Origin of the sequence: Sphingomonas sp. RB1R13 (assembly GCF_036663775.1) — a bacterium.
Taxonomy (GTDB): domain Bacteria; phylum Pseudomonadota; class Alphaproteobacteria; order Sphingomonadales; family Sphingomonadaceae; genus Sphingomicrobium.
In genome coordinates, this window is sequence record NZ_JAXOJM010000001.1 from 649,569 (window position 1) to 676,525 (window position 26,957).

The 26,957-nt window shown below is 62.1% G+C and carries 17 protein-coding genes; 8 read left to right on the top strand and 9 right to left on the bottom strand.

The window, feature by feature from the left end; genetic code table 11:
- The first annotated feature begins 167 nt into the window (after positions 1-167).
- Entirely contained in the window at positions 168-3,374 is a 3,207-nt protein-coding gene (locus tag U1700_RS03085) for a TonB-dependent receptor (protein ID WP_332750041.1), read from the top strand.
- Positions 3,375-3,453: 79 nt separating this feature from the next.
- Here the strand turns inward: U1700_RS03085 and U1700_RS03090 are convergent, their stop codons facing one another.
- On the bottom strand, positions 3,454-4,518 hold the full coding sequence (locus U1700_RS03090; protein WP_332750043.1) for a LacI family DNA-binding transcriptional regulator: 1,065 nt from the start codon (positions 4,516-4,518) through the stop codon (positions 3,454-3,456).
- Positions 4,519-5,442: a glycoside hydrolase family 16 protein gene (locus U1700_RS03095; RefSeq protein WP_332750045.1), complete on the bottom strand. Its 924-nt coding sequence runs from the start codon at positions 5,440-5,442 to the stop codon at positions 4,519-4,521.
- Positions 5,443-5,744: 302 nt separating this feature from the next.
- On the opposite strand from U1700_RS03095, the gene U1700_RS03100 reads away from it, so the two are divergent.
- Both U1700_RS03100 and U1700_RS03105 read left to right on the top strand, forming a co-directional pair.
- Positions 5,745-8,207, top strand: a complete 2,463-nt coding sequence (locus tag U1700_RS03100; protein WP_332750047.1) for a glycoside hydrolase family 3 protein — start codon at positions 5,745-5,747, stop codon at positions 8,205-8,207.
- A 134-nt stretch (positions 8,208-8,341) separates the two neighbouring features.
- Positions 8,342-8,476, top strand: a complete 135-nt coding sequence (locus U1700_RS03105) for a hypothetical protein (protein WP_332750049.1) — start codon at positions 8,342-8,344, stop codon at positions 8,474-8,476.
- On the opposite strand, the gene U1700_RS03110 is transcribed toward U1700_RS03105, so the two are convergent.
- Together U1700_RS03110 and U1700_RS03115 are read right to left on the bottom strand one after the other, a co-directional pair.
- Entirely contained in the window at positions 8,473-9,735 is a 1,263-nt protein-coding gene (locus U1700_RS03110) for a hypothetical protein (protein ID WP_332750051.1), read from the bottom strand. The genes U1700_RS03105 and U1700_RS03110 overlap by 4 nt on opposite strands.
- A gap of 225 nt (positions 9,736-9,960) precedes the next feature.
- A complete protein-coding gene (locus tag U1700_RS03115; RefSeq protein ID WP_332751117.1) occupies positions 9,961-10,989 on the bottom strand; it encodes a LacI family DNA-binding transcriptional regulator in 1,029 nt (342 codons plus the stop codon).
- 140 nt (positions 10,990-11,129) lie between these two features.
- On the opposite strand from U1700_RS03115, the gene U1700_RS03120 reads away from it, so the two are divergent.
- Positions 11,130-12,554, top strand: a complete 1,425-nt coding sequence (locus tag U1700_RS03120; protein ID WP_332750053.1) for an MFS transporter — start codon at positions 11,130-11,132, stop codon at positions 12,552-12,554.
- Here U1700_RS03120 and U1700_RS03125 read toward each other — a convergent pair.
- Together U1700_RS03125 and U1700_RS03130 are read right to left on the bottom strand one after the other, a co-directional pair.
- Positions 12,551-13,744 carry an MFS transporter gene (locus U1700_RS03125; RefSeq protein WP_332750055.1) on the bottom strand — a complete coding sequence of 398 codons (1,194 nt, stop codon included), beginning with the start codon at positions 13,742-13,744 and terminating at the stop codon, positions 12,551-12,553. The genes U1700_RS03120 and U1700_RS03125 overlap by 4 nt on opposite strands.
- Positions 13,737-14,840: a nuclear transport factor 2 family protein gene (locus U1700_RS03130; protein WP_332750056.1), complete on the bottom strand. Its 1,104-nt coding sequence runs from the start codon at positions 14,838-14,840 to the stop codon at positions 13,737-13,739. Before U1700_RS03130 ends, U1700_RS03125 begins: the two co-directional genes overlap by 8 nt.
- A gap of 109 nt (positions 14,841-14,949) precedes the next feature.
- On the opposite strand from U1700_RS03130, the gene U1700_RS03135 reads away from it, so the two are divergent.
- Together U1700_RS03135 and U1700_RS03140 are read left to right on the top strand one after the other, a co-directional pair.
- Positions 14,950-15,957, top strand: a complete 1,008-nt coding sequence (locus tag U1700_RS03135; protein ID WP_332750058.1) for a nuclear transport factor 2 family protein — start codon at positions 14,950-14,952, stop codon at positions 15,955-15,957.
- A gap of 110 nt (positions 15,958-16,067) precedes the next feature.
- On the top strand, positions 16,068-18,503 hold the full coding sequence (locus tag U1700_RS03140) for a TonB-dependent receptor (protein WP_332750060.1): 2,436 nt from the start codon (positions 16,068-16,070) through the stop codon (positions 18,501-18,503).
- Here U1700_RS03140 and U1700_RS03145 read toward each other — a convergent pair.
- From U1700_RS03145 to U1700_RS03155, 3 genes are read right to left on the bottom strand one after another with little or no spacing between them, the layout of a single operon-like run.
- Positions 18,500-20,101: a tetratricopeptide repeat-containing sulfotransferase family protein gene (locus tag U1700_RS03145; protein WP_332750062.1), complete on the bottom strand. Its 1,602-nt coding sequence runs from the start codon at positions 20,099-20,101 to the stop codon at positions 18,500-18,502. The two genes, U1700_RS03140 and U1700_RS03145, sit on opposite strands and share 4 nt — an antisense overlap.
- 4 nt (positions 20,102-20,105) lie before the next feature.
- The gene (astD, locus tag U1700_RS03150; RefSeq protein ID WP_332750064.1) at positions 20,106-21,515 is read right to left on the bottom strand and encodes a succinylglutamate-semialdehyde dehydrogenase; all 1,410 of its coding nucleotides are present in this window, start codon (positions 21,513-21,515) and stop codon (positions 20,106-20,108) included.
- The gene (locus tag U1700_RS03155) at positions 21,512-22,591 is read right to left on the bottom strand and encodes a nuclear transport factor 2 family protein (protein WP_332750066.1); all 1,080 of its coding nucleotides are present in this window, start codon (positions 22,589-22,591) and stop codon (positions 21,512-21,514) included. The genes astD and U1700_RS03155 overlap by 4 nt, the downstream gene beginning before the upstream one ends.
- 173 nt (positions 22,592-22,764) lie before the next feature.
- Between U1700_RS03155 and U1700_RS03160 the strand changes: the two genes are divergently transcribed.
- Positions 22,765-25,605 carry a TonB-dependent receptor gene (locus tag U1700_RS03160; RefSeq protein WP_332750068.1) on the top strand — a complete coding sequence of 947 codons (2,841 nt, stop codon included), beginning with the start codon at positions 22,765-22,767 and terminating at the stop codon, positions 25,603-25,605.
- Between the two features lie 2 nt (positions 25,606-25,607).
- Positions 25,608-26,951 carry a glycoside hydrolase family 1 protein gene (locus tag U1700_RS03165; protein ID WP_332750070.1) on the top strand — a complete coding sequence of 448 codons (1,344 nt, stop codon included), beginning with the start codon at positions 25,608-25,610 and terminating at the stop codon, positions 26,949-26,951.
- Positions 26,952-26,957 lie beyond the last annotated feature (6 nt).

Consider the following 26,957-nt stretch of genomic DNA (forward strand, 5'->3'; position numbering starts at 1 on the left):
CCGATCCTCTCACCGACTGAAAACTTGCGGCCGCCGGGATAGCAGCATTGCGGTAGAGCGCCAATTGTGAACGTTCATTTTTCAACTTGTGAAGGCTCTCAATGTATCATAAGAGTTGGTCAGAGGAGGGAAAACACCTCCCATGGCGTTGTAAGGGGGAGGCTAAATTGGCTCGCAGCTTTGAAACCATGGCGGGGCGCCTGCGCCGCATTGCGGCACTGACCAGCGCTTCAACCTTTGCAATGTGCGCCCTTGCCGCGCAGCCTGCCTATGCCCAGGCAAAAACTACCGTCCCCGCAGCCAAGGACAAGACCGACGCTGCGCCCGACGGCGAAGAGATCGTGGTCACCGGCTACAAGAAATCCCTCCAAAGCGCGCAGAAGATCAAGCGCACCGCCGACACCTTCGTCGACGTCATTTCGGCCGAGGACATTGGCGCGCTGCCTGACCGTTCCGTCGCCGAAGCACTGCAGCGCGTTCCCGGCGTCAACATCTCCCGTTTCGAACAGCGCAACGATCCCGACCGTTTCTCGGTGGAGGGGTCGGGCGTGATCATCCGTGGCCTGCCGTTCGTCCGCTCCGAGCTTAACGGCCGCGACATCTTCTCCGCCAACGGTGGCCGCGAACTGTCGTTCAACGACGTCTCGCCCGAATTGCTCGGCCGGGTTGAAGTGTTCAAGAACACCACCGCCGACATGATCGACGGGGGGATTTCGGGGACGGTCAATCTCGTCACCCGCAAGCCGCTGGATCGCAGGGGCTTTCATATCTCGGGCACGCTCGAGGCCAACTATGGCGACCTTGCGAAGAAGTGGTCGCCAGGCTTCTCCGTGCTCGGATCGAAGACCTTCGAGACAGGTATTGGCACTTTCGGGATCCAGCTGGCCTATGCCCAGTCTAAACTGGTGACGCGTACCGATGCGTCGCAGATCACCGACCCCTGCTATCGTGCGATCACGCTGGATGGCCCATGCATTCGCGTCCGACCGGTCGGGTCGGGCGGGTTCGGCGGAAGCCAGCAATATGACGCGTCCAACTTCCCGCCCGCGGGAACGGTGTTCGTGCCGAAGGGAGCAGGTGTTCGCACCACCAACCTCGTCCGCAACCGCAACGCCTTTTCTGCGGTTGGTCAGTGGGAAAGCAGCGACCGTCGCGCGCTGCTGACGTTCGAATATCTGCGGGCCAAGACCAAGGGATCGCTCGACGAATATTCTGCGCTCGCGCTGGTCAACGACGACGGCCTGTTCCCGGTCATCGCGCCCGGGACGACGCCGACGTTCGAAAATGGCCAGTTCGTCAAGGGCACGCTGACGCAGCTCCAGCCGTTCACCGGCGGGCGGGGAATCCCGACCGAGCTGCTGCGCTTCCAGCGCAGGGACAAGGCAATGACCGAGGATTACTCGGCTAATTTCAAGTTCAATGCGACCGACCGCCTGCGCTTCAATGTCGAAGGTCAGCATCTCCGTTCCGACCGGACCGAAACCGGCTTCATCGGTGCGATGCAGACCTACACCGATCTTGCCATCGACAACACGGGCAAGACCCCGCAGGTGCAGTTCCTTGTGCCTGGCTCGACCGGCTCTTCGGCCGACTATTTCAACGATCCGGCGAAGACCTTTTATTGGTTTCTGCTCGACAACCAGGTGCGTAACGAAGGCAAGCTCAACAGCCTGCGGATCGACAGCGACTATGATGTCAGCAACGATGGCTTCCTCAAGAAGGTCCGCTTTGGCGCACGCTGGAGCGACCGCAATCGCGTCACGCGCAATGCCAATTTCAGCAATTGGGGCAATTTGGGCGCGCCGTGGACGGGTCGTGGCGGCAATTGGAACTGCGGTGACTATCAGGCCTTTGGCTGCGGCGGTGCCTATGTGAAGGACTTCCCGGGCTCGTCGCAGCTGGTCAATCCCTTCGGCGACAATTTCCAGCGCGGCGGCGCGCCCGTGCCGTTCGGCAATGGCTCGGCCTTCTATTTCGGCGGGGACAATCTGGTTTCGGATTATCTCAACGGCGCCATCACCCAGCAGGCCGGCGCGATCACCGATTTCACGCTGACGCCCAATGCATGGCATCCGATCTTGGCGCGCAACAACTTGGTCCCCGGCGGACCGTGGACCGTTGGCGAAATTTCCGATGTCGGTGAAAAGACGCTCGGCGGTTATGCGCGGGCTGACTTTGGCGCGGACCTTGGCGGCCGGACCACGCTGGTCGGCAATATCGGCGTTCGCGTTGTTGAGACGAAGATCCGCAGCGGCGGGACCATCGGTTTCCCGTCGGGCCAGTTCTTCGACGCAGCGCCCAACGGCAATGGCGATGGCATCGTCAGCGTCGGCGAACTCCAGGCCGCGTGCGGTCGGATCCAGCCTGGTCAAGTGGCGCCGGGCTATTGCAGCCTGACGCCCGCGCGCCTTGCCGAATTCGCAGCTGTCTTCACCGGAGAAACGTTGGACGACAGCTCGACGATCAAGTTCCGCAGTTGGCTGCCAAGCTTCAACGCCAAGGTCGATTTCGGCAACGGCATGCTGATCCGAGCCGCGGTGTCCAAGGGGATTTCGCGACCCGATTTGTCGGCCTTCGCGACCGGCGGTGCGATCTCCGATAATACCTTCAACCTCAAGGCCGGCGGCACGCTCGATACCGGACCGCTGTTCCAGATCGGAACCGGCAACCGCCTACTCCGGCCGGTCCAGTCGTGGAACTATGACCTGTCGTTCGAATGGTATTTCAACAAGGTCGGTTCGCTCGCCATCTCGGCATTCGTCAAGGACATTAAGGGCATCGTCAATAGCGGTGCGGTCGTCCGGCGCTTCACCAGTCCCTCTGGGGTCAGCACTGACGTGCTGGTTAATGGCCCGGTCAACGCCGACGGCGGGCGTCTGAAGGGGGTCGAGGTTTCCTATCAGCAGACCTATGGCTTCCTGCCCGGCTTCCTGAGCGGGTTAGGGTCGCAGCTTACCTACACCTATGTCGATGCGAAGGACTTCAACAATTCGTCGCTCGGCGCCGAGCAGAGCCCGCTGTCCGGCGGTCTGCCATTGGCGGGTGTTTCCAAGCACACCATCAATGCCGTCGCCTTCTACGAAAAGGGTCCGCTGTCGGCCCGGGTTGCCTACAACTGGCGCTCGGACTTCCTGCAGACCCCGCGTGATGTGATCTTCCCTTTCTCGCCAATCTATGGCGAAGCGACGGGCCAACTCGACGCCTCGGTCTTCGTCGCGGCGACTAAGCAGATCAAGTTCGGGGTCCAGGGCGTTAACCTGCTCGACGAAGTCACCCGCACCTCGCAGGTGATCGACTTCAAGGGTACCCGAGCAACGCGCTCCGCGTTCCGCAATGACCGCCGCTACACGGTACTCGCGCGTTTCGACTTCTAGGATCGGGTTTTCCCGATCGACATGAAAGCGGGCCGGGGTCGAGTGACCCTGGCCCGTTTTTCATTGTTTGGTGCTGCGTCTAGCGGGGGTTGGCGGGGCGCGGTGGCGCCGTCGACTTGCGCTCGACTAGACTGGCCGGGACAACCACCGGGCAATCGGGCACGCCAAGGCCGCGATGCGCCGTGACGATCAGCTCGACCGCCTTGGATGCCAATTGCGCAATCGGTTGGTCGATCGCGGTCAGCGGCGGCTGGACAAAACGGACGATCGGCGTGTTGTCGAAGCTGATCAGCGAGAGGTCGTCGGGCACCACCATTCCGCGGGCGTTACAGACGCTTAGCGTCGCCAGCGCCATCTGATCGTTGCTGGCAATGATCGCGGTCGCCGGATCGGCCAGTGACAGCAGCGTAGCGGCGGCCTGTTCACCCGACGCATAGCTGAAGTCGCCCGGGGCGAGCAGCTCTGCGACCGATTGGCCCGACTGTGCCATTGCGTCACGCCACCCCGCGACGCGCCGCGCGCTGAGCGAATATTCGTTCGATCCGGCAATGAAGCCGATGCGGCGATGGCCGAGTGCGATGAGATGGCGCGTCGCGAGACTGCTGGCCTCCTCGTCGTCCATCGTCAGGGCAATTCCCGGCCCCGCCCCGAGCGATCCGATGCGCGCAAAGCTGATCCCCTCTTCGTCGAGCAGGGTCGTAATCAACGGATTTTCGCTGTGCGGCGGGGTCAGGATCACGCCATCGGGCTGGAGCGCGGCGATGGTCTCACGCAGCTCGCGCTCGACATGGTCGTTGTGCGTGTCGACCAGTTCGAGCAATAGCCGATAGCCGAGTTCGGCCGACTTGATCATGCCCCCGAACAGCATCTGGTCAACCCAGTCGGCGCCTTCGCGATTGGTCCAGTCGGCAATCGTCCGGTCGCGGTCGTTGAGTGACAGGATCAGATAGCTGCTCGACCCGCCCATGCGCCGCGCCGCGATCGACGGGACATAACCCAGTCGGTCGATCGCTTCCTGAACGCGCTCGTTAGTCTTGGGGTGGACATTGGCCCCGCTGTTGATGACGCGGCTAACGGTCTGCAGCGACACGCCGGCGTCGGCAGCGACATGCTTGATCGTCACGCTCTGGCGGCGGCGTGCCACCTATCGTTCCTTGGCCAGGGTCGTTGAAGCCGCGCCGTTTTCTTGCTGCCAGACGCGGACCCAGTCGACCTGCATGGTCATCGGAAACCCGCGGTCGGCGACCCCACGGAGATTGCGTTCCTCGGCGAGATGGCCACCGACGGCCAGGTTGAGAATCAGGTGAAACGGACGGTCGAACGGCGCGTGGCGATCGGGCGAGGCCGGGGTCGACCATTCGCCGATGTGGCGTTCGGCATAACGCTTTCCGTCGACCGTCCAGACAATCCGGTCGGGGTTCCACTCCATGCCATAGACGTGGAACTCATCGATTGCACCGGTCAGTTCGACGTTGGTCGACAGATATTTGTTGCGCGGAGCAAAGTCGCCAAAGTGAATGGTGCCGAGGACGTGGTTCTCACGGCCGCCGGCGCAGGTGCTGCATGGAGTGCCGAGGTTGACCGCCTCCATAATGTCGATCTCGCCCGATCGCGGCCAACTGCCATAATGCCATTCTTCGGGCAGCATCCAGATCGCCGGCCAACTGCCCTGTCCCTGCGGCAACCGGGCGCGGACCTCAACCCGGCCATAGCGCCACGATGCCCGCCCGCGGGTGACCATTCGCGCCGAGGTGAACGGCTTGGTCGCTTCCTGGATGGTCCCGTCCTTAGCCGGCTGGCCGTGCATCTGGGCCGGACCATGCCAGCTTTCGCGGCGGGCGATGATCGACAGCATGCCATCCTTGACCAGCGCGTTGTTGCGGCGCGCGGTATAGCATTGCCGCTCCTCATTGCCGCCGCCGGCACAGTCGACATCGAAGTCCCACTTGTGACGGTCGATGCGCTTGCCCTCGAATTCATCCGACCACACCATGCGCCAGCCAGCATCCGACGCCACCGTCGGCGCGGGCGGGGCGGCGGTCGCGCTTGCCGCGAGAAACAATGCCACGACTATCGTGCGGAGGCTCTGTGGTATTGCGGACGCAATCGAGTGAGTGACCCGGGGCATGTTCGCCTTCTCCATGCTGGTGAGCCGCAGTTGGTCGCGCCTTCCCTTGTGCATTCGACTTTGATGTTAACGTTCACCTTGTCAAGCGTGGCGGGCGACGACACGCCTTATCCATATTGCTCGTATGGAGACAAGTGGCGACAATCCGCAACGGTCGTCGCGACTTGCCTTGCTCGCGCAACCGTGCCAACTCTTGGGAACGTTCTCATAGAAGAGCGGAGGCGAAAAGGCGGGGGATGGCAATGCGTGTGAACACTCGGGTCGGAGGGCTTGGCCGGCTGTTCCTGCCATCGCTCGGCGCACTGATGGCGGGATCGATCCCCGCCATCAGCGCCGCCGCCGCTTCTTCATCTACGGCCCATCCCGTGCGCTGGCCCAAGGCGCATAGCCCCGCTGCAATCACCGATTCGGCGACCGAAGCTCGCATCGACCGGATGATCGCGAGCATGAGCGTCGAGCAGAAGGTCGGGCAAACGATCCAGGCCGATATCAGTACCATCACACCCGAAGATCTCGACCGCTACCCGCTCGGGTCGATCCTGGCGGGGGGCAACAGCGGCCCGTTCGGCGACGAGCGCGCGACTAGCGGGCGCTGGGCCGAACTCGTCCGCCAGTATCGTGCGCACAGCATGGCGTCGGGCATCCCGATCCTGTTCGGAGTCGACGCGGTCCACGGCCACTCCAACTTGCCCGGCGCGACGATCTTCCCCCACAATGTCGGCCTTGGCGCAACGCATGACCCGGCGCTGATCCAGCGGATCGGGGCGGCCACCGCCGATGAGGTTTCAGCCAGCGGGATCGAATGGACCTTCGCGCCGACCCTTGCCGTTCCGCAGGACGTGCGCTGGGGCCGCAGCTATGAAGGTTACTCTTCCGACCCCGCGCTGGTTACGAGCTATGCCCGGGCGATGACGCTCGGCTTGCAGGGGTCTTTGCTGCCCCGTCTTCATGTCGCCGCCAATCATGTCGCCGCGACCGCAAAGCATTTCCTCGCCGACGGCGGCACCTTCGGCGGCAAGGACCAAGGTGACGCGAAGCTGGCCGAAGCCGAGCTCGTCACCCGCCATGCGCAGGCTTATCCGGCAGCGATCGATGCCGGGGCGCTGACTGTAATGATCTCCTTTTCCAGCTGGAACGGGACCAAGAACCACGCCAACCGATCGCTGATCACCGACATACTCAAAGGCCGCATGGGTTTCGCCGGCCTGACGGTGGGCGATTGGAACGCGCACGGCCAGGTCGACGGCTGCACGACCGTCCATTGCCCGCAGACCTACAACGCCGGGCTCGACCTGTTCATGGCGCCCGACAGCTGGAAGGGGCTGTACGACAATACGCTGGAGGACGTCCGCGCCGGCCGGATCCCGATGGCGCGGATCGACGATGCGGTGCGCCGTGTCCTGCGCGTAAAGGCCAAGCTTGGCCTGCTCGACGGTCGCCCGGTGCGCGATGACCCGTCGCGGATCGGCACCGTCGCGCATCGTGCGATCGCGCGACAGGCGGTCGCCGAAAGTCTCGTCCTGCTCAAGAACGAAGGATCGGTGCTGCCCATCCGCCCCGGCATGCGCGTGCTGGTGGCCGGCGACGGCGCTGATAACATGGCCAAGCAAGCCGGCGGCTGGACCATCACTTGGCAAGGGACCGACACGACCAAGCGCGACTTTCCTGGTCGCTCGACAATCTTCGACGGCATCGCGACGGCGGTCGCCGCCAGCGGGGGCAAGGCGACGCTGTCGGTCGACGGCCGCTATGACGCAAGACCCGATGTCGCGATCGTCGTGTTCGGCGAAACTCCTTACGCCGAATTCCAGGGCGACGTCCCCACCCTCGCCTTCCGCCCGCAAGACGACAGCGACCTCAAACTGCTCCGACGCCTGAAGCAGGACGGCATCAAGGTCGTCTCCGTGTTTCTTTCGGGACGCCCGCTGTTCACCTCGCCGGAGATCAACGCCTCCGATGCGTTTGTGGCGGCATGGTTGCCCGGGACCGAGGGTGATGGCGTCGCCGACGTGCTGATCGCGGCTCGCGACGGTCGCCCCCGAAAGGACTTCAGCGGACGCCTGTCCTTTGCCTGGCCGCGCGATGCTCGTTCGCCGATGATCCGCCCTTTGTTCCCGGTCGGCTATGGCCAAAGCTACGCTCGGCCGACCCATGTCTCGGCACTCGCCGAAGCCCCCGGGATCGACATTGCCGCCGCGCTTAACCTCGACAAATATTTTGCCAAGGGGCGCACCCTCGCGCCGTGGACGATGACGCTCAACGACAGCGGTGGCGCCCGCCCCGTGACGACCGGCGCCACCACCAGCCCCGGCGGACTGCTGTCCGCACGCAGCGTCGACTTGACCGCGCAGGAAGACAGCCTCGCCTTCACCTGGACGGGTGCCGCATCGGTCGCGATCGAGGGGCCCGGTGGCGATGTGTCGCGCGAACTGCTCGAAGGGTTCGCGCTCGTCATTCACGGCCGGATCGACCAGCCGGCGAGTACCCCGGTGACGCTGAGTTTTGCCGGATTCGATCGCGACATCAGCAAGCTGGTGACGGCCAAGGGCATGACCCGGATCGTCGTCCCTCTGCATTGCTTCACCGATGAGAAGGCGAAAGTGACCAGCGTCGGCAACCCCTTCCGGCTCAAGACCGACGGCAATTTTGCCCTGACGGTCGAGCGCATCGAGCTGGAAGCGGTTGCCGACCAGCGCTGCCCGTAAGGCGCGCCTATCGCAGGGTGATTTCTAGCCACAAGGTGCGCGGCAAGGCGCGTTCGACCGTGCCGTCGCTGGTTCAATAGATTTTCGCCGCGCAAGCCGTTGACTGACTAGGCACGCCGATCGGGTTCGAAGCGGTGGCGTCGTTGCAGGTCCAGAACCAGCTTGACGGCAATTCGTCTCACTTCCCGCCGTTCGTTTCGCTGATGACGCTCGCCAGAAGCGGCTGGCTTCGGGTCGACGATTATCTTCAGCAATGCGCAAAGAGTTAAAGCGTCAACAGCCGCGCGGCTACATCGATGATGCCGCTCTCGGTGCAGTTTGGTAGGAAGAAGCTGTGGTCGACCTCGAACGTATTGCCACGCGTATAACTGGCATCGTCCGGAAGATAGCCGGCGTAACCATTGGTCAAGGTCACTAGGATGGGTTTCCGTCGGCCAGTCCGTTCGCGCAGGCGGTGGTCGATTACCGTGCCGACCTCGCCTGACACGCCCACCAAGTCAATCGAGCCGATGCCTAGCCACGAGACGCGAAGTGGCTTTAGTGCCCCACCAGCGGCCTTCACTGGGCAGCGCAAGATCGTCTGCGCCGCACGAATCGGCTCAGTCAACGGCTTCGGCCTCATGGCGTCGACCACTCGGACAATCTCTAGGCCGAGATTCTGGCCCCACCGGTCAACCAGTGCAAATCCCGTCGCCTTCAAGTCCGTTGGCACCGACGTCCCGTCTGGACCAGGTTCGGCGTAGTAAGACATCATGATCGGGTTCTGATCACCGGCCGCGCCGCTCGTCCAGAACGTCATCGCGCCGGCATAGTGCGCATCGACGAAGTCATCCGTCGCACCGGGAAGGTCAGCACTGATCAGCGAATTCCGACCAACACCGGTAACCGAACTGTGTAGGACCACGGCGTGAACGGCGTAGTTGGCGAGGATCGCCTTAGGGGTGTTGTTCGCCCGGAAGAAGCCGACAACCCGAACCGTCTTGTCGGACGGACCGGTTGGGTCCTGACCCAGAATGAACCCCTTTGCTGTCCGCTCATCTCGGTTCACGTTGAGGAATGCCATGCCTGCACCGGACCCGACCGTCACGGCCTCCGGCGTCTTCAGCGCATCGCCAATTGCCGCAAAAACTCCATCAGTGATCGTCTGCTCGTAACCCTTGCCCAAGCTCCACGGCACTGTGTGCACGTGGGTGGCAGTCAGCCAAATCCGGTCCTTCGCGACGCGATACCGGTCAGCGATCCGGACGACGAGCCGACCGTAGACATCGTCAGGCAGATTGACCGTATCGGTCACAACAATAACCGTTCTTACGCCGTCCTGCGCCAGCACAAGTGCGCGCGCAAAAAGCGAATCATGCACGCCGTTGAACGGAGCGTCACCCGAGCCGTTGTCCACGGGAAATAACGACGCAGCGGGATCGATCTTTGCCTTACCGGTGCCCGCAGTAAGGTGCGCGCTAGCGGGAGCACCAAGGAAAGCCGCGAAAGCGAAGGTGGCGGCTAGGGCACGTTTGACCAAGTTGAACATGCGCGTCTCCATCAAAGCGATTGTACGTAGAGGAACTATGCTGTCATGATGGTGAGAACGTTCGCAATCAAGATGGCGGCGCGTTTTTGATCGGACGCTGCGGAGAGTAAGCGTGTCGGTGCTGCCCGAATGACTACGCGCCCGAATGACTACGCGAGGCCGAATCCAACCATGAAAGATTCCGGATCGACTGGCGAGGCTCTCTCCCGATTGGATGAGGTCTGGTTAATTTCCTGCGTTGCAACCTTCATTCGGGGAATGATTGGGATTCCAGCCGCGATCGGAATTTAGGTCTCGGGTTGAGGGCTGCGACAATCGACCCGCAAATAGTCGCCGTTCGGCTAGACGATCTGGATCCGCAATTCGCTCGACCATCATACTCGCAGCAGCAAGCGACATTTGTTCAATCGGCTGCGCGACCGAAGGAATGGCGTTGCCTATCCAGCGCGACGCCTCGATCCCGTCGAAGCCGACGACCAGAACTTCGTTGGGGACGCGCCGCCCGAGTAGGTGTGCAAGTCCATCCCTCGCTCCGATCGCCATCATATCGTTTGCGGCGATTAACGCAGTGAAGGTTACGTCGCCGCGCTCTTCCCAGTCCAGCACTGCCGCAAGACCGCTGTCATAGTCGAAATCACCGCGATATTCGGCGACAATGGCCGCTCCCCCGCGTGCCAGTTCCTGCTCCACTCCAGCCATTCGTTCGCTTCCAACGGAAGAATCGCGATAGGCGCGAATGACGCCGATTCGGTGATGACCTTGCGCCAGCACGTACCGGGCAATGGCGATACCCGATGCAACATGGTCACAGCTGACCGATGCACAACCTTCTGCACCGGGCCGGTTGTAGAACAATAGCGGCACTCGCGCCGCGCGAAGCTGTTGCAGCGCGCCATCGGGGATCGGCGCTGCGGTGATTACCCCATCGAGTTGGTAGGACAGGACGTGGTCTATGGTCTCGTCGATCTCGTCGTCGTCCTCCAGCAAGAACAGCATGATACGAACGCCAACCGCAGAAAAAGCGTTCGACAATGCGAGCAGGACCTCGGGATAATGGCGATTGGTCTCGTTGAATAAAATCAGACCGACGACGTTCGAGCGCCGTGTTGCGACAGCGCGTGCCATCACATTGGGCCGATAACCCAGCTCGGTGGCGGCGCGCAAAATGCGTGCCTTCTTGTCGGCTGAAACACTGGCCCCGGGGGTGAAGGCACGCGACACGGCGGACGCTGAAACGCCTGCCGCACGTGCCACGTCCTGGGAGGTCAAGCGTCGGCTCAAGGAGCGCCCGCCAACGCATTGCAAACGGATGCAACGCCGGTTAGGCTTGGTTGGTTCATGGCTCGACCCTAAACGTGATTGGACTGGCTATCAACGAAGATACCCCGCCTGCTTTGGACGCGCCACCGCTGACCCGCCGCTTCAAGCTTGCTTATGGCGTGGGCAGTATGGCTGAAGCCGTGGTATATTCCTCCACTACCCAGTTCGTCATGCTGTTCTACAACCAGGTACGCGGCCTGTCGTCCGCGGAAGTAGGCATGGCGATCGCCGCAGGGCTCGCGGTCAACGCCATTATCGATCCGATCGTCGGCAGCTGGTCAGACCGCACGCGCTCGCGCCTCGGTCGCCGCCATCCGTTCATGTTCGCCGCGATCTTGCCCGTCGCGCTGGCCTTCTTTGCGATTTTCAATCCGCCCAGCGGGTTGCTGCAATGGCAGCAACTCGCGTGGCTGGCGCTGTTCAACATTCTGTTGCAGCAGGCATTGACTGCCTTCCACACGCCCCACCTTGCGCTGGGCGGAGAACTCAGCGGCGACTATATCGAGCGCACGCGGGTGATGAGCTATAATACTTTCTTCCTGTGGGCGGGCGACACGCTGTGTTGGTTGACGACCTTTGGCCTGTTCTTCGGTGCGACTAAGCGCTTCCCCAACGGCGCGCTCGACCCGACGCGCTACCCGCTGTTCTCGACCACCATCGCAGTGTTGGTCGTAATCATCCTGTTCACGTCGTCGTTCGGCACGCGCAAGCGAATTCCGTTCCTGCCCAAGGCGCCCCCGGGGATGGAGGGCTTCTCGCCCCGCGCGTTCATCCGTGACGTGCGTCACGCCTTGTCGAACCGCAACTATGTTATCTTACTTGTCAGCCTGTTCTTTTTGTCGATGATGCAGGGCGTGCGCGGGGGGCTGTGGATTTATACCGCGACCTATTTCTGGCAGCTGACCAACGCCCAGATCACTTGGTTCGCGCTGGGCAGCTTCATTAGCTACTCGTGCGGTTCGATCATCGTCGCCTGGGTCCACCGCCGCCTCGACAAGCGCTGGACCGGGACGATCGCGGTGGCGGTCTATTCGCTTGGGCCGGCGCTGCCACTGTTCCTCGGCTGGCTCGGGCTGATCAGCGCGGCGACCCCCGGGATTCTCGTCATCCTGATCAGCTTCTCGCTGCTCCAGCACTTGCCCTACAGCCTGATGACAACGACGCTTTATTCGATGCTTGCCGACATCGCCGACGAAAACCAGCTGCGCTACGGCGAGCGGCAGGAGGGGGTGCTTTATTCAACCCAGACCTTCTTCGGCCGGATCGACCAGGCAGTTGGTGCGGCGCTCGCTGGCTGGGCACTTTCGCTGATCGCCTTTCCCAAGTCCGCGGTGCCGGGCCAGGTGCCCGAGCCGGTCCTGCACGGCCTGGCATTTGCCTTCATCCTGTCGACCATTCCGGGGCTTATCGCGGCGGCTTGCTATGTCCGGCTCGGTATCTCACGCGGAAGCTATGACCGGACCCGCGCTGGGCTGGATCAGATCGCCGCCGAGGCCTAAGGAGAGTTGCGCCCGAGTGTCTCGGGTAGCGCCCACCAGATGGCTGCGCCTATCAGATAAACGATGCCACCGCACAGCATCACTCCGCGCAGGCCCAGCGTCGGGCTGAAGATGGCGATAAACAGCGGCGCCGCCATCGCGATGATATGGCCCGCGTGGAATAAGGCGGCGCCGTGCGGTCGCAGACGCTCGGGGTAAAGCTCGGTGAACCACACGCCCCACGCCGAGGTGCACGACAGACCGACCCCGAACACCACCGCAATCGCATTCAGCGCGTCGCCGGTCATGCCGCCGTAGAGGAAGGCGGCGATGGCGCCCGCGCACAGCACATAGCCCGAGGCGGCGCTGCGTCGGCCGTAGCGGTCCGACAGCCAGGCCCAGCCGAACCCGCCGATCAGCGAGCCGCTGCCGAGGAGCGCAACGGTCTTGCCGACCCCGACTGCGTCATAATGAAGCGACTGCTTGAGGTAGAGAGTCACGAACGACGCGAACAATTGGTAGGCGTTGAAGTCGATACCCGACAGCAGGATGCAGCCGATCGTGATCCAGCGCAGTCGGCCCGACAGCATCTCGCGCCAGCCGCCGGGCTCTTCTTTCGTCGGAACGACCGCGTCACCTTCGGCAAGGTCACGCGGAACGAGCAGCATTGCCAGCGGCGCGACCGCGAGCGGGATGGCGCCGAGCCACATAAGCACATGCCAATGCGCGTCGCCGAGCCGTCCGCCGAGCATGCCGAGCAGGATGTTCGACAGCGGGTACATTGCCGAATTGAGCGCGATTAGCCGGCCCCGGATCCATACCGGAAAGAGGGCAACGACGAGGCCAGTGGCGACGACATAATAGCCGCCGAGCGCCGCCGCCATCATCCCGCGCACGCCGAACCATAAAGGGAACGTCGTGACCAGCGCCTGCAGGATGGCGAGCGTCCCGATCGAGGCGGCGATGGCGCCGACTGCCCTGCGCTTGCCTGCCCAGGCGACGAAGGCCGCCCATGAGAAGGCCCCTGCGGTGACCCCGATGTTCTGCGCCACCGACAGGTTGGCGGTCTGGGTCAGCGAGAAGTGATAATCACTGACGAGATATGGCCGGACATAGTCGACGACGTTGAAGTTATAGCAATAGAACAGATAACCGACGAGCACCGCGACGTAGGCCGCGATCCGCCGGGCGAGCGGGACGGCGCTAGGCAAGGGGCGCGGCGCGATAGACTTGGGCAAGCACGCCAACCTCGTCGAACACTGTCCATTCCTCCACGATCCGGCCATCCGGGCCAAACCGGCAGTGAGTCATTCCCGGAATGGCGAAAGGCACGCCTGCGGGCATCGCGCCGAACCATCCGCCCGACCTGCTGGTACCGACAAGCTCCCATCTTACCGCACCGATGACGCCATCGACCTCCACAGACCAGCACACATTGGCGACGGTCATCCGCGCGTCGGGCATGGCGGCGAGGAGCGAAAGGTGAAGGGCGCGAATGCCGCGAATCCCCTCGCCGACCCGTCCGCCAGCCGTATGAAGCCGAGCACCCGGGTCGTAATGGACCGCTAGCTGGTCGAACATCCGTCGGTTCCACAGGTCATGAAACAGGTGCCGCAAATGCTGCTCGAGCGAATCGCGCGGCCCGTCGAGCGGTTGCGGCGCGGTCTGCCCGTCGAGCTTTTCGGGCGCGCCGCGTACATACAGTTCTTGCGGAGGCATCGCCGCCACTCGCCGAGCGGCGTCGTGGAGGTCGATGCCGAGCTGGCGGACTAGCGCGCCATTATCGCGCGCCAGCCATTCAGTGTGGATGCGCCCGCCGAGCGAGATGCAATCGGCGCAAAAGCGGATCGTTGCACTCTTGCCGGTTGCGGGGCCGTAGATCGTGTCGCCCAGGTTTAGGCCCGTGCCAAAACCAAGGTGGCTGGTGTAGAAGCCGTCGCGAGCGTTGCCGCTCCATGCGATGTTGAGGAAGTGATTGTCGAGGTCGGGAGAGGCCGCCATCGAAACTGTCGTGTTTTCTACCACGACGTCGACTCCCCGCGCGACGTCGGCGGCGGTGTAGACGACGCAATTGGCGTCATAGGTATCGTAAATCAGGCCAATCGCGCCATCGACCCAGATACGCCGGGTGATCTTGACGATGAAGTCAACAATGTCGGCGTAATCGTCGGGGAAACCGGCAAGATCACGATCGGTGCCGGCGGTGGCCGCAAGGAGCTCGGGTTCGGAGCGATGGCGGACCTGCGTTACGCCTGGTCGCCGATCGAGACGAAAAGGCACCCGGGGTTCGACTTCACTATCTGCCACTTCTTGTCTCCGGTACAAAACAGGCAAACGTATGACTTTTCGAATCGGATTTTGCAAGCGCTTGCAATACGCATCGGAATGAGGGATCGAGTGACGGTAAGGAGCACCGATGACCGACTTCCAAGCCGAGAAGGCCCTTGTGCGCGACTATCATGCCGCGCTTGCCGCGGCGGACGTTGCCACCGCGACAAGCGTCCTTGATCGGTTTACCGCGCCGGACTGGCACTGGCGCGGCATGCACCCGTTCCACGAGCAGCATGGGGCCGCCGCGGTCGCTGAGCAGTTCTGGGTCCCCCTGATGACCGCTATGACTGGGCTTCAACGCCGCCCCGACATCTTCATGGCCGGGCTGAACGAAATCGATGGGTTCAACGGATGTTGGGTGGTCCAGATGGGTCACCTCATGGGGCTTTTCGACCAACCTTGGCTTGGGATTCGTCCGACCGGCAAGATCGCCATGCTACGGTTCGCCGAGTTCAACCGCGTCGCCGACGGCCGCATTGTCGAGAGCGCGATGTTCGTCGATATTCCGCACCTGATGATTCAGGCGGGGCAGAACCCTTTCCCGCCGCAAACCGGCGCCATGCTGATTCAGCCCGGACCGATGACCCACGAAGGCCTGATGTTCGACGCTCAGCCCGCCGAAATCGGCGAGCGGACTCTCGCCGCGATCAATGCCATGCTCGACAATCCCGGCGCTAAATTTCACAATGTTGATGAAGCCACTCGGCTGGCACGGGTGTGGCACGACGACATGATTTGGTGGGGACCGGCCGGGATCGGCGCAACCTATACAATCCCGCGCTACCTCCGCCAGCATTGCGAACCGTTCGACGACGCGCTGTCCGAAGGCTACCGCTTCAATGGCCATCTATGCCGCATGGCCGAAGGTCATTTCGGGGGCTTCTTCGGGTGGGCAAACCTCACCTTGACCAACGCTGGCGGCTATCTTGGGATGACCGCAGGGCCCGGCCCATCCGAGATGCGAGTCGTCGATCTGTACCGCGAACAGAACGGCAAGCTCGCGGAAAACTGGATCTTCATCGACCTACTCCATTACCTCAACCTGCAGGGGCTCGATGTCCTCGCGCGGATGGCGAATATCGCTCGCTATTAGCCGCGTGACGAGTTTTTGTTGCATGCGCATGCAGTTCGTGTCAGTCTAGCTCGTCAAGGCCATCCGCAATCGGAATGATGGAGCGGAAGGCGTAGGTTGGGGGATCTGACATGAGTGGTAGGGATATCTTGTCTTCGCGGTTGCTGTTGCGGACACTGTTGGTCAGCACGGTGCTTGCAAGCGGAACCAGCGCATGGGCCCAGTCCGTCGCGACGACGGCCCAGCCCCAAACCGATCCGGCCGAGATCATCGTCACCGCGCAAAAGCGTTCGGAGAATCTCCAGCGCGTGCCACTCAATATCCAGGCACTAACGGCCAAGAAGCTCGAAGACCTCCAGGTGCGCAACTTCGCCGACTATGTCGCCTACCTGCCGAGCACCAGCTACACGACGGGAACGACCGGTACACCCGGCAATGCGTCGGCATCGTTCCGTGGCGTCGTCACCGACGGCGGCCTTTACCTGTCTGGCACGCTCCCGACAGTCGGCACCTATCTCGACGAGCAGCCGATCACCTCGGTCGTTGGCACGGTCGATATCCATGTTTACGACATTGCCCGGGTCGAGGCGCTCGCTGGTCCGCAGGGCACGCTATATGGCGCGTCGAGCGAAGCCGGCACAATCCGGATCATTAGCAACAAGCCCGATCCTCACAAGGCGAGCGGTTCCTACGACCTCGAACTGAACAAGATTTTCCGGGGAGGCGTTGGCGGCCAGGCGGAAGGCTATTTCAACTTGCCGATCGTCAAGGACCGCATCGCGCTGCGCACCGTCGCCTGGTACGACCACACCGGCGGCTACATCGACAATGTGCTGCGCTCACGCCGCTTTCCCACCTCCGGCATCGTCCAGACCAATAGCTCGACGGTCAAGGACAATGCCAACGACGTCGACATTTATGGCCTGCGCGCCCAACTTGGCATCGACCTCGACGACAATTGGACCGTCACGCCGTCGGTTAATTATCAGAAGTCGCGCTGGAACGGCAGCTTCATGTCCGACGACACTAAGGTCGGCGAACTCAAGACCGCGCATTATTTCCCCGAATATGGCCGCGACGAATTTATTCAAGCCGGTGGCACGATCACCGGCAAGGTCGCCGATCTCGATGTTACCTACGCCGGCTATTATATGGACCGTCGCCGCGCCGACCAGAACGACTATGCCGATTATGGCTATTTCTATGATCTCGTTGCCGGCTCGGGCTCGGGCGTGGTCAACAACGCCGGGCAGCTGATCGACCCGTCACAGGTCAATCGCAACCACGCGCACCTGACCAAACACAGCCAAGAGTTGCGTGTCGCGACCCCAAGCCAAAATCATATTCGCGCGGTCGCCGGCCTGTTTTTCCAGCGTCAGACGCAACTCGACGAGAATGACTATCTGACCCCAGGATTTGCCGATCGCCTGTCGATCCCGGGTCGCCCCGGCCAGGTTTGGCTGACGCTCGAAAACCGCGTCGATCGCGACTATGCAATTTTCGGGCAGGCCGACTTCGACGTGACTGACAAACTGACGTTGACCGGGGGTGCGCGTGGCTACAAGTTCAAGAACAGCCTGGTCGGCTTTTACGGCGTCAACACCACCTACTACGGCACCGGCGTCCGGCAATGTCTCGGTCGCGCGGCCGGCGGGGGACCTTATGGCTATGGTCTCGCGGTCGTTCCCGGCACGCCGTGCACCAACCTCGGCGTGCTGAACGCCGACGGGTCTATCTCGCCCAAATTCTCGAAGGGCTCCGGCGTAACGTGGCGCGCGAACGCGACTTACCGTTTCACCCCCGACAACATGGTGTGGATCACGGCGTCGACGGGCTTCCGGCCGGGCGGCATCAACCGCGATCCAGGGACCGCTCCATTCGGCGCCGACAAGCTGACCAATTATGAGATCGGGACCAAGAACAGTTTTCTTGATCGCCGGCTGACGCTGAACGCGGACATTTTCCAGGAGGACTGGAAGAATGTCCAGGTGACCTACCAGCCACCCGGCGGCGGAGGGGTTGCCCTTATCGGCAACGTCGGCAAGGCGAGATCGCGGGGGATCGAGGGCGATTTCTCCTATCGCGCGCATAGTGGCTTCACGGTGAGTGGCTCGGCGGCCTACATTGACGCGAAGCTGCTCAGCCCGTTCATCCTCTATGGCGCGGTGACTGCCCCCGCAGGTTCCCGCCTGCCGCTCACGCCCAGATTTAAGGGAAATCTGATCGGCCGTTACGAATGGATCGTCGGCAATGCGAACAAGGCGCATGTGCAGCTTGCCGGCGCCTATATTGGCAGGCGCAATCCTGTGGTGGTGCAACGCGATCTCATCAAGACGGGGACGCTTCCAGCCTATTTCACGCTCGAAGCCTCGGCTGGACTCACCTTCGGCAATTCAAGGTTCGAAATCTACGGCCGCAACCTGACCGATGCACGCGGACAGCAGACACGGGCTGCACGGTGCAACATCAATTATTGCGGACCGTCGTCGGCCGACCCGATCGGCGAAGTCTATCGGGTCTACATCCAGCCGCGCACCGTGGGAATCCGCTTCGGGCAGAAATTCTAAGCGGGGTAGGCGGAGACCGCTTCGCCTAGCGCCGCCTTCAGCTCGCCGAGCCACGGCGCGTAGTGGCGCCAGTGATCGATGGCCTCGGCGTTGATCGGGCGGCGCACCTGCTCCGAACTCGCCGTTCGCACCGCACGGTCGGTGCGGTGCGGGACTAGGCAGGCGGGCTCGAACGGCAGCGCGGCATCGTCGAGCAACGTCCGGATTTGGGACTTGGGATTAGCCACCAACTGCTCGTGAAGGACGCGGTGGACCCGGCCCGGCAGGACCGCGTCGAAATGCGTCATCAGCGCGGCATAGTCGCGCCAGTATCGCCCGATCTCGCTTAGATCATAGGTGAAGCCCTGGCCCCGCGAGAAATGCTGCTTGAACGCGGAAAAGCCATTGGCCATCGGATGCCGACGCGCGTCGATGATCGTCGCGTTGGGCAGGATTAGGTGGATCAGCCCGATATGCGCGAAATTGTTCGGCATCTTGTCGATGAAGCGCGCACGCGCGGTCTTACGCTGGATGCGCGTTCCATCAAGGTATCGCTGGCCGAGCGCATGGCGTTCGCGCGGATTGAGCGCCAGCAAGGCGTCGAGATAATCGCCGTCCCCGCTCCGTCCGGCCAAGTCTGCGGCAATCGTGCCGATGTCGGGGAGTTCCATCGTTCCTTCGACCGCGCTGTGCGAGGCAAGGATTTGTTCAATTAGAGTCGATCCGGCGCGCGGCAGCCCGACAATGAAGATCGGCTCGTCCGACGGATGCCCGCTAACGCGACTCGCGAACGCTTCGCGCGTCAGCAAGGAACACGAGCGATCGAGGTGCGCCGTCGTCCGCTCGGGGTCATAAGGCAGTTCGGCGCGGCGAAGTCGATTGCCCTCGACGTAATGCGACATAGAGCGTTCCCACTCTCCGCGATCCTCAAGCGCCTTGCCCAGCGCGAAGTGAAGATGATATCGATCCTGGTCGGTCGGCGCCCGCGCAAGCGCATCTCTAATGCGCGCGATGTCCCCGTCACCAAAGCTCAGCGTCTTGAGATTGGCCAGGCTCCACCATGCGTCGCCGAGCGTGTCCTGCTGGTCGATCGCGCGGCGATAAGCGGCGATACTGCCGTCGCGTTGCCCGACGGTCTTGAGAACATGGCCAAGGCTGATCCACAAGCGCGGCTGGTCCGGGTGCGCGGCGAGGACGCGGCGGTAGGCGGCGATCGCTTCGTCATAGCCTCCCGTGCGGACCAGGACTGCCGCTTTCAGAGCCAGATGCCCCAGTTCTTGGGGCTCGGCGGCGATCAGCCGGTCTGCCTCGGCCTCGGCCTCGACGAACTTGCTCTGCCGTTGGAGAATCGTAACATAATTGGCCCGCGCCGCGTGGAAATCGGGCGCCAGCTGCAGCGCCCGTGCGAGCAACTTCTCGGCGTCGGGGTAGCGCCCGATACGCGCCGCGACTTCCGCCAGCATGCGGATCGCGGCGATGTCCGTTGGGCGTTCGCGCAGCCGGCTGCGTAGCGCTGCCTCGGCGGCGTCGAGGCGGGCTTGCTGCAGCGCCAGTGCCGCCTCGACCAGCAACGGGTCACGCTGCGCGGCGCCGAGTACGGCCTGCAAGTCGAGGCTCATGGCATCACGAGAGACCGCGGATGTCGACCGTCTGATCGACGACTCGCGCGGCTTCGAAACTCGCGACCGGATAGGCGCAATAATCGGCGGCGTAATAGGCGCTCGGGCGGTGATTGCCCGAAGCGCCGACCCCTCCGAATGGCATTCCCGCGGCCGCTCCGGTCGTCGGTCGATTACGATTAAGCACGCCCGCGCGGCCTTCGAGCAGATAGCGATCCCACAACGAATCCTCGTTGCTGATGAGCCCGGCAGCAAGCCCGAAACGAGTGGCATTGGCGACAGCGATTGCGGCTCCGAAATCGGGGACGCGGATGACCTGCAGAACTGGCGCGAATATCTCCTCGTCGGGGACGGTAACGCCGGTAACGTCGATTATCCCTGGAGTGACGAAGGCATCGCCGAGCCCGTCGACTGGCCCGAACGCGCGGATTATTTGCGCGCCGGAATTGTTCAGCTCGGAGACTTGACCACGCGCGCGGCGCGCTGCCGCGACCGAGACCAATGGACCAATGAATGGCTCGGGATCGTCGTTCCAGGCACCAATGCGAATGCGCCCGGAAAGTTCGTCGACCGCGCCAACAATTGCATCGCCGTCGGCACCGTGAGGGACGATCAGGCGGCGTGCGCAGGAGCAGCGCTGGCCGCTAGTGATAAACGCTGACTGAACGATTATCGACGCTGCCGCAAACGGATCTCCATCCCACGCGATCAGCGGATTATTGCCGCCCAACTCCAGCGCGAGAATGAGATGGGGTCGGTTGATCGTCGCGTGGGCAAGCGCCGCGCCTGCGCTCGCCGAGCCGGTGAAGAGGAGCCCGTCGATATCGGACTCGACAAGCGCCGCACCGGTCTCACGCGCTCCCTGGACCAGCGTCAAGACACCAGTAGGCAGGCCCGCGTCGGTCCACAGCCGCACCATTGCCTCGCCCGTTGCAGGCGTTTCTTCGGACGGCTTGAACACGATCACATTGCCGGCGAGAAGTGCGGGCACAATATGGCCGTTGGGTAAGTGCCCCGGGAAATTATAGGGGCCAAGCACCACCATGACGCCGTGCGCGCGGTGGCGAAGCACTGATTGGCCAAACCCCAGCGTGCTTGACCGCTCGCCGGCGCGCTCCGCCTGCGCAGCAATAGATACTTCGACCTTCGCAAGCATCGACGCGACTTCGGTCAGCGTTTCCCAGCGCGGCTTGCCAGTCTCACGCGAGATGGTCTCGGCAAGGGTATCGCGATTAGCGCCGAGCAACTCGGCGAAGCGGCGGGCCACCGCGATCCGTTCGGTAAGCGGCGATCGCGCCCATCCAGCGAAGGCTGCGCGCGCGCCTGCAACAGCGGCTCTGCAGCGCGTGGCATCGGCGACCTCGCCTTCCCAAACCGTGTCGCCGGTTGCCGGATCGATCGAACGGAGGGTCATTCGCCAGCCGACGCAAGCGGCGGTTCGGGAAGCCGCTCGATCGACGGATCAACGCGAAACTTAAGGTCGTGAAATATATCGAGCCCCATCTGGTAAACGATGTGCGGAATATCGATCATTACCCAATTATCGATGATCTTTTCCTGCTCGTCGATTCGGTACCAATCGGCAACCCGCATCTCGACTCTCCGGCCGGTCGGCGGCAGCCCAAGCCATTCGGAACCTGTATGCGTCCCATGAAGCGACGGCCACCCGCTGGTTACTGCGTAATTGCCGTCGCCGAGGCGGATGAAATGGCCCGGCGCGTCGGCTGAGCCCCCTTCGATTCGCGGAAAGCCCGTTCGATCGCCAAAAGCCTGAAGGAATAGGGCGCCATGGAAATCTCGAAATCCGCGCCGCCCGCGCGTGGATCCAATTCCTGCCGGGCCATACCAATTCATATCTCCGTGCCAATGGTGACTATGGTTCGCCCTAGAAGATTCTGCGGTAATTTTTGCTCCTGCCGGCGGCAGGCCCATCTGCATTTCGTGAACGATCTGCAGCGATCTCACGCCTCGTGTAGAATCGATCGTATGGCTGCTTGCACCGGTATCGCTTGGCGGAAACGGCCATTGCTCGGATGAGCCGGGCATGGTTCGGAATGGATAGACCCCGGCCTGACGCATCACGTCGACAAGATCGAGCAGGATATGGATGTGGGAGAACAGTCCATCGCGAACCGTGCCATGGATACCAAACCGCAGAAAGATCAGGCCCCGAGTTGGCGGAATTCCGGCCAGCGGGTGATCGAAGGTCCCGATCAAATGCCCCATGCTGCTGACCATCGCGCGGCCTTCGTAGGATCCAGCAAGCATGAACGCAGTGCGATGCTCATAATCGGGAAGCGCTGCACGCAGAGGACCCCAAAACTGTGCTGCCGCCGCGCGATTTCCATCCAGTTGATTGAACGGATGGAAAATGTCCCAGCGACAGTCAGGGTGCGCAAAGCGGTCAAGTGAGTTGGCCGCCGGCGAGGATTCGCCCAGCATTGCAAGCAAGCCTGCCAGCAGTTCCTTTGCCTCATTCTCCCCTGCCACACTCTTCTCCCTCGCGACCCTGACGGACTGCCGCAGCCCGGACGGCTAGAGCTACCTACACCCGTCCTGTGCCAAATAAGAGACGCCAAGGGAAGGTTGTACGTGCATCCGATTGCAACAATCAAAACTCTGTCATATACCGGTTCGGCAAGATATTAGTTTAGGGGGCTAAAATGGGCAAGATGTTGGTTCGGTCCGGACTGGTTTCGTCGGTTGCATACCTAGCTCTTTCAGCAAATTTCGCGGTTGCGCAGTCATCTGTGCCCATCAGCGCCTTGCCTGCGCCAACCAGTGCTGGCAATTCCGCCTCCGACAACCCGGGCGACATCGTGGTTACCGCGCAACGCCGCAAGGAGCGGCTGCAGCAGGTGCCGCTCTCGATCTCCGCGATCACCGGCGAAGACATCCGCAAGCAGGACATCAGTGACGTCAGCCGACTGGTGCAGGTTGTGCCGGGCCTGCGGCTTGGCCGTTCGGGTGCGTCTGAGCGGCCGGCGATCCGGGGCGTCTACACCGAAGCGATCGGCCTGAATTCGGATCCGCGGATCGGCCTGTATATCGACGAAGTCTATCAGTCGCGCCCACAACAGTCGACGGCAACGCTGGTCGATCTGGAACGAGTCGAAGTCCAGAAAGGCCCACAGGGAACTCTGTTCGGCCGCAACAGCTATGGCGGCAACATTGCGTTTACGACCGCCAAGCCCAACGACAAGAAAGTCGAGGGCGGGATCGATGCCCTTTACGGCAACTACGGCAGGGTTCGCGTGGAGGGGTTCTTCAACCAGCCGCTCGCCGACGGCCTTGCGATCCGTGTCGCGACTGAGTTCGAGCGGCATGACGGCTATCTGAAAAGCATCGTCAACCGCCGTGCCGACCTTCAGGACAAAAAGGAATTTTACTTCCGTGGCTCGTTGCGGTGGGCGCCGCCGTCGCTTAGCGACCGTCTCGAGGTGCTACTGCACGGCACCTACTACAAGCGTGACGACCACGGCTTTAACTCGGTAAACGGCAAGGTGATTGGCGTCGCGGTCGACCCGTCACTCGTAACCGCACCGGGCGGCACGCTGAATTACAACGGGCAAAGCTTCACCTTTACGGCCCCAGGCAATGGCCTCGGCGGCTTCAACGGCCTGAACCCCGGCACGGGCGATTTATATCCCTTCACCAATGCGTTCCGCGACGGCATTGCCGACGTAAACGGTGCTGACGTCGGCATCCCGCTGCCCGGCAAATACAAGTCAGTCTATGATGCTCCGGCATCGGAAAAGCTGAAGCAGCAGCAGTATAGCGCAACGATCGGCTACGAGCTCAGCCCGGCAATCCGTGTCCGTTCGATCACCTCGTACACGAATTTTCGCACCGTCAACGGCGGCGACGGGGACGGTGGCCCGATCCCCCTGCAATATTTTGTAACCGGGACGCGTTCCAAGACCTTCACGCAGGAACTTCAGCTGCAATCAGCCAATGCGGCAAGTCCGTTTCAATATACGATCGGCGGTTTTTATCTCAACGAGAAGGCCCGAGAGGCATCGTCTTATTATTATCTGAATCGAACCTATACGACCGCGACCGCAGCGGCGCAGGGTTTGCCGGTGCTCTACGGCGGCATCGGCGGGTTCGGCGCCTCCAACGGCTGTCAGTTCAGCTTTAGGACCACGGCCGCATGTAATTTGAATTATACGACCGGTAATCTCTTTGATTCACGTAGCGAGAGCGCCGCAACAACCAAATCATATGCCATCTACGGTCAGGCCTCCTACACGATCGACACCAAGCTGACGCTGACACTGGGCGCTCGCTACACGGTCGACGACAAAACCTTCAAATCGATCGCTCAGAGTTCTGCCAATGGCACTTCATTTGCCGGTCAATATGCCGCGGCACAGGGCTTTGCCAATCCCGGCAATTATTACGCGGTCAATCCGTCCTACAGCGACAATTTCGCGAATTTGACCTGTGGCGGCTTTACGCCGCAGCCGATCTCCACCGCCCAGAGTAGTACCCCGGTGGCGACTGTGCCGAACTATTTTTACACACTTTGCGGCAGTCGGAAATTCAAGTTCGGGACCTACCGGGCGGCGGTGGATTACAAGATCACGCCCGACAATATGGTTTACGCCAGCTTCAGTACCGGACGGCACTCGGGCGGGTTCGGAGCCGGTGCGTTCGCGGCCGGCAGCCCCGGTCTTTTCACAACCTTCGATTCGGAAGGCGTGAAAGCGTATGAGATCGGCTCCAAGAACCAGTTCTTCGATCGCCGGCTACAGCTGAACGTTACCGCCTTCCTCAACTATTACACCAAGCTTCAGGCTCAGGGTACGCAGCAGGTGGTCATTAACGGCGTGACGAGAAACGTTACGACGATCTTCAATACGGGGTCCGAACGTGCGCCTGGCGCAGAAGTGGCGATAATCGCGAAGCCGACGCGGGCGCTGACCCTGACCGGATCGCTTAATTATCTGCACGCGCGCTACAAGCCGTACCCGTCGTACATCCCGCCCAGCTTCATCTGTTTCTACTTGGTCGGCGGTTGCCAGGGCGGTACATTTTCCTCCAACGCGCCCGCGAACTACGGCGTAGGTGGTGGATATTTTGGAAACGCTCAGACCAATCCCGGGGACTTCGTCAACACGGGCATTTCCGGTTTCCAATATGCCTATATCCCTCGTGACCGGCGCGTGCAAAATACGCCGGACTGGTCCGCGCAGTTTGGCGCCTCCTATCGAATTGATCTTGGCGGAGCCGGTACGCTGACACCGCAGTTCAATACGATTTGGAGCGGTAGATATTTGTTGTCGCCGCAAGCACCGAATATTGAGCAGAAGTCATATTTCAAAACGGACGCGCGTATTAGCTGGGTCTCGGCCGACGGTCACTTAAGCGGACAGGTGTTCGTCCATAATATTGAGAAAGAAGCGACGCTGGGGCGGATCACGGTAAGCTCGAACGGCCAGGTGCAAGGGACGTATGACGATCCGCGCACGTACGGCGTCAAGCTCGGCTATCGCTTCTAATCATGGAGCCGCTATCACGTCGCCGCGTAATTGGTGCCGCTGCGGCGGCGGGAGCGCTTCTTCCCGTCACCGCGGCGGCCCCCCGGGGCAAGGGGACGGCGAAACATCATCCCTTCCTGTGGGGTGTCGCGACGGCGGCGCACCAGATCGAGGGCAATAACGTCAACTCCGATTACTGGCTGCTCGAAAATGTTGCGGGCACGGGCTTTCCGGAACCCTCGGGGGACGCTTGCAACAGCTGGGAACGCTGGCCCGAGGATGTCGCCCTAGTCCGCGGTCTCGGGCTCAATGCGTATCGCTTTTCCGTCGAATGGGCCCGCATCGAACCCGAACCGGGCGTGTTTTCAAATGCAGTGCTCGACCATTATCGGCGAATGTGCGCGGCATGCCGGGAAGCCGGGATCAGCCCCGTCGTCACCTACCATCATTTCACCAGTCCGCGCTGGATCGCCGCGCGCGGCGGTTGGGAAAATCCCGAAACCGCCGACCGCTTTGCCCGTTATTGCGAGCGGGTAACGCACGCCATTGGCGATTTCGTCGACTGGGGCTGCACCATCAACGAACCGAATGCGCAAGTCACCTCCTATGTCGTCGCGAACGGCAAGCCCTTCGCCCGCGAAGCCCAAATTCGGGCTGAGGCGGCTCGCGCCACGGGCTCGGACCGCTTCCACGCCTTTTTCCAGGGGGACTCACTCAAGGTTCGCGACGTCACGCTGATTGCCCATCGCAGGGGGGTTGAGGCGATCAAAGGCGTGGCACCTCACATGAAAGTCGGGATCACCCTCGCACTTCAGGACCTGTCGGCGGGGCCGGGCGGAGAAGCGCTGTATCGACGCATTTTCGATGAGTCGCGCGCTCCATATTATGCCTTGGCCGATCGAGACGACTTCATTGGTATGCAAACCTATAACCGCATGGCGACCGGACCCTCCGGCTACCTGCCAACTTCCCCGACCGCGACCAATGACGCCTGGGGTCGAGATGCCGATGCCGAGGCGATTGCTGGAGTAGCCCATGAAATTACGCACCATTGCCGCGCGCCCATCTTGATCACCGAAAATGGTGTCACGGCAACCGACGACCGACTACGCATGGCGTATCTCGACCGCGTCTTCCCGGTCGTCCGGCGACTTAGGCGAGAGGGTCTGCCACTGCTCGGCTATATCCACTGGAGCTTGCTCGACAATTTCGAATGGGGCTCAGGTTACAAGCCACGCTTCGGGCTTTACGCGGTCGATCGCACTAGTTTCCGCCGCACCGCCAAGCCCAGCGTCGCGCTTTATCGCTCATTAGTCGCGCAGGCGCGAATTCATGATCGGCATATTGAACGGAACACGCGCACCTGAAGTGCT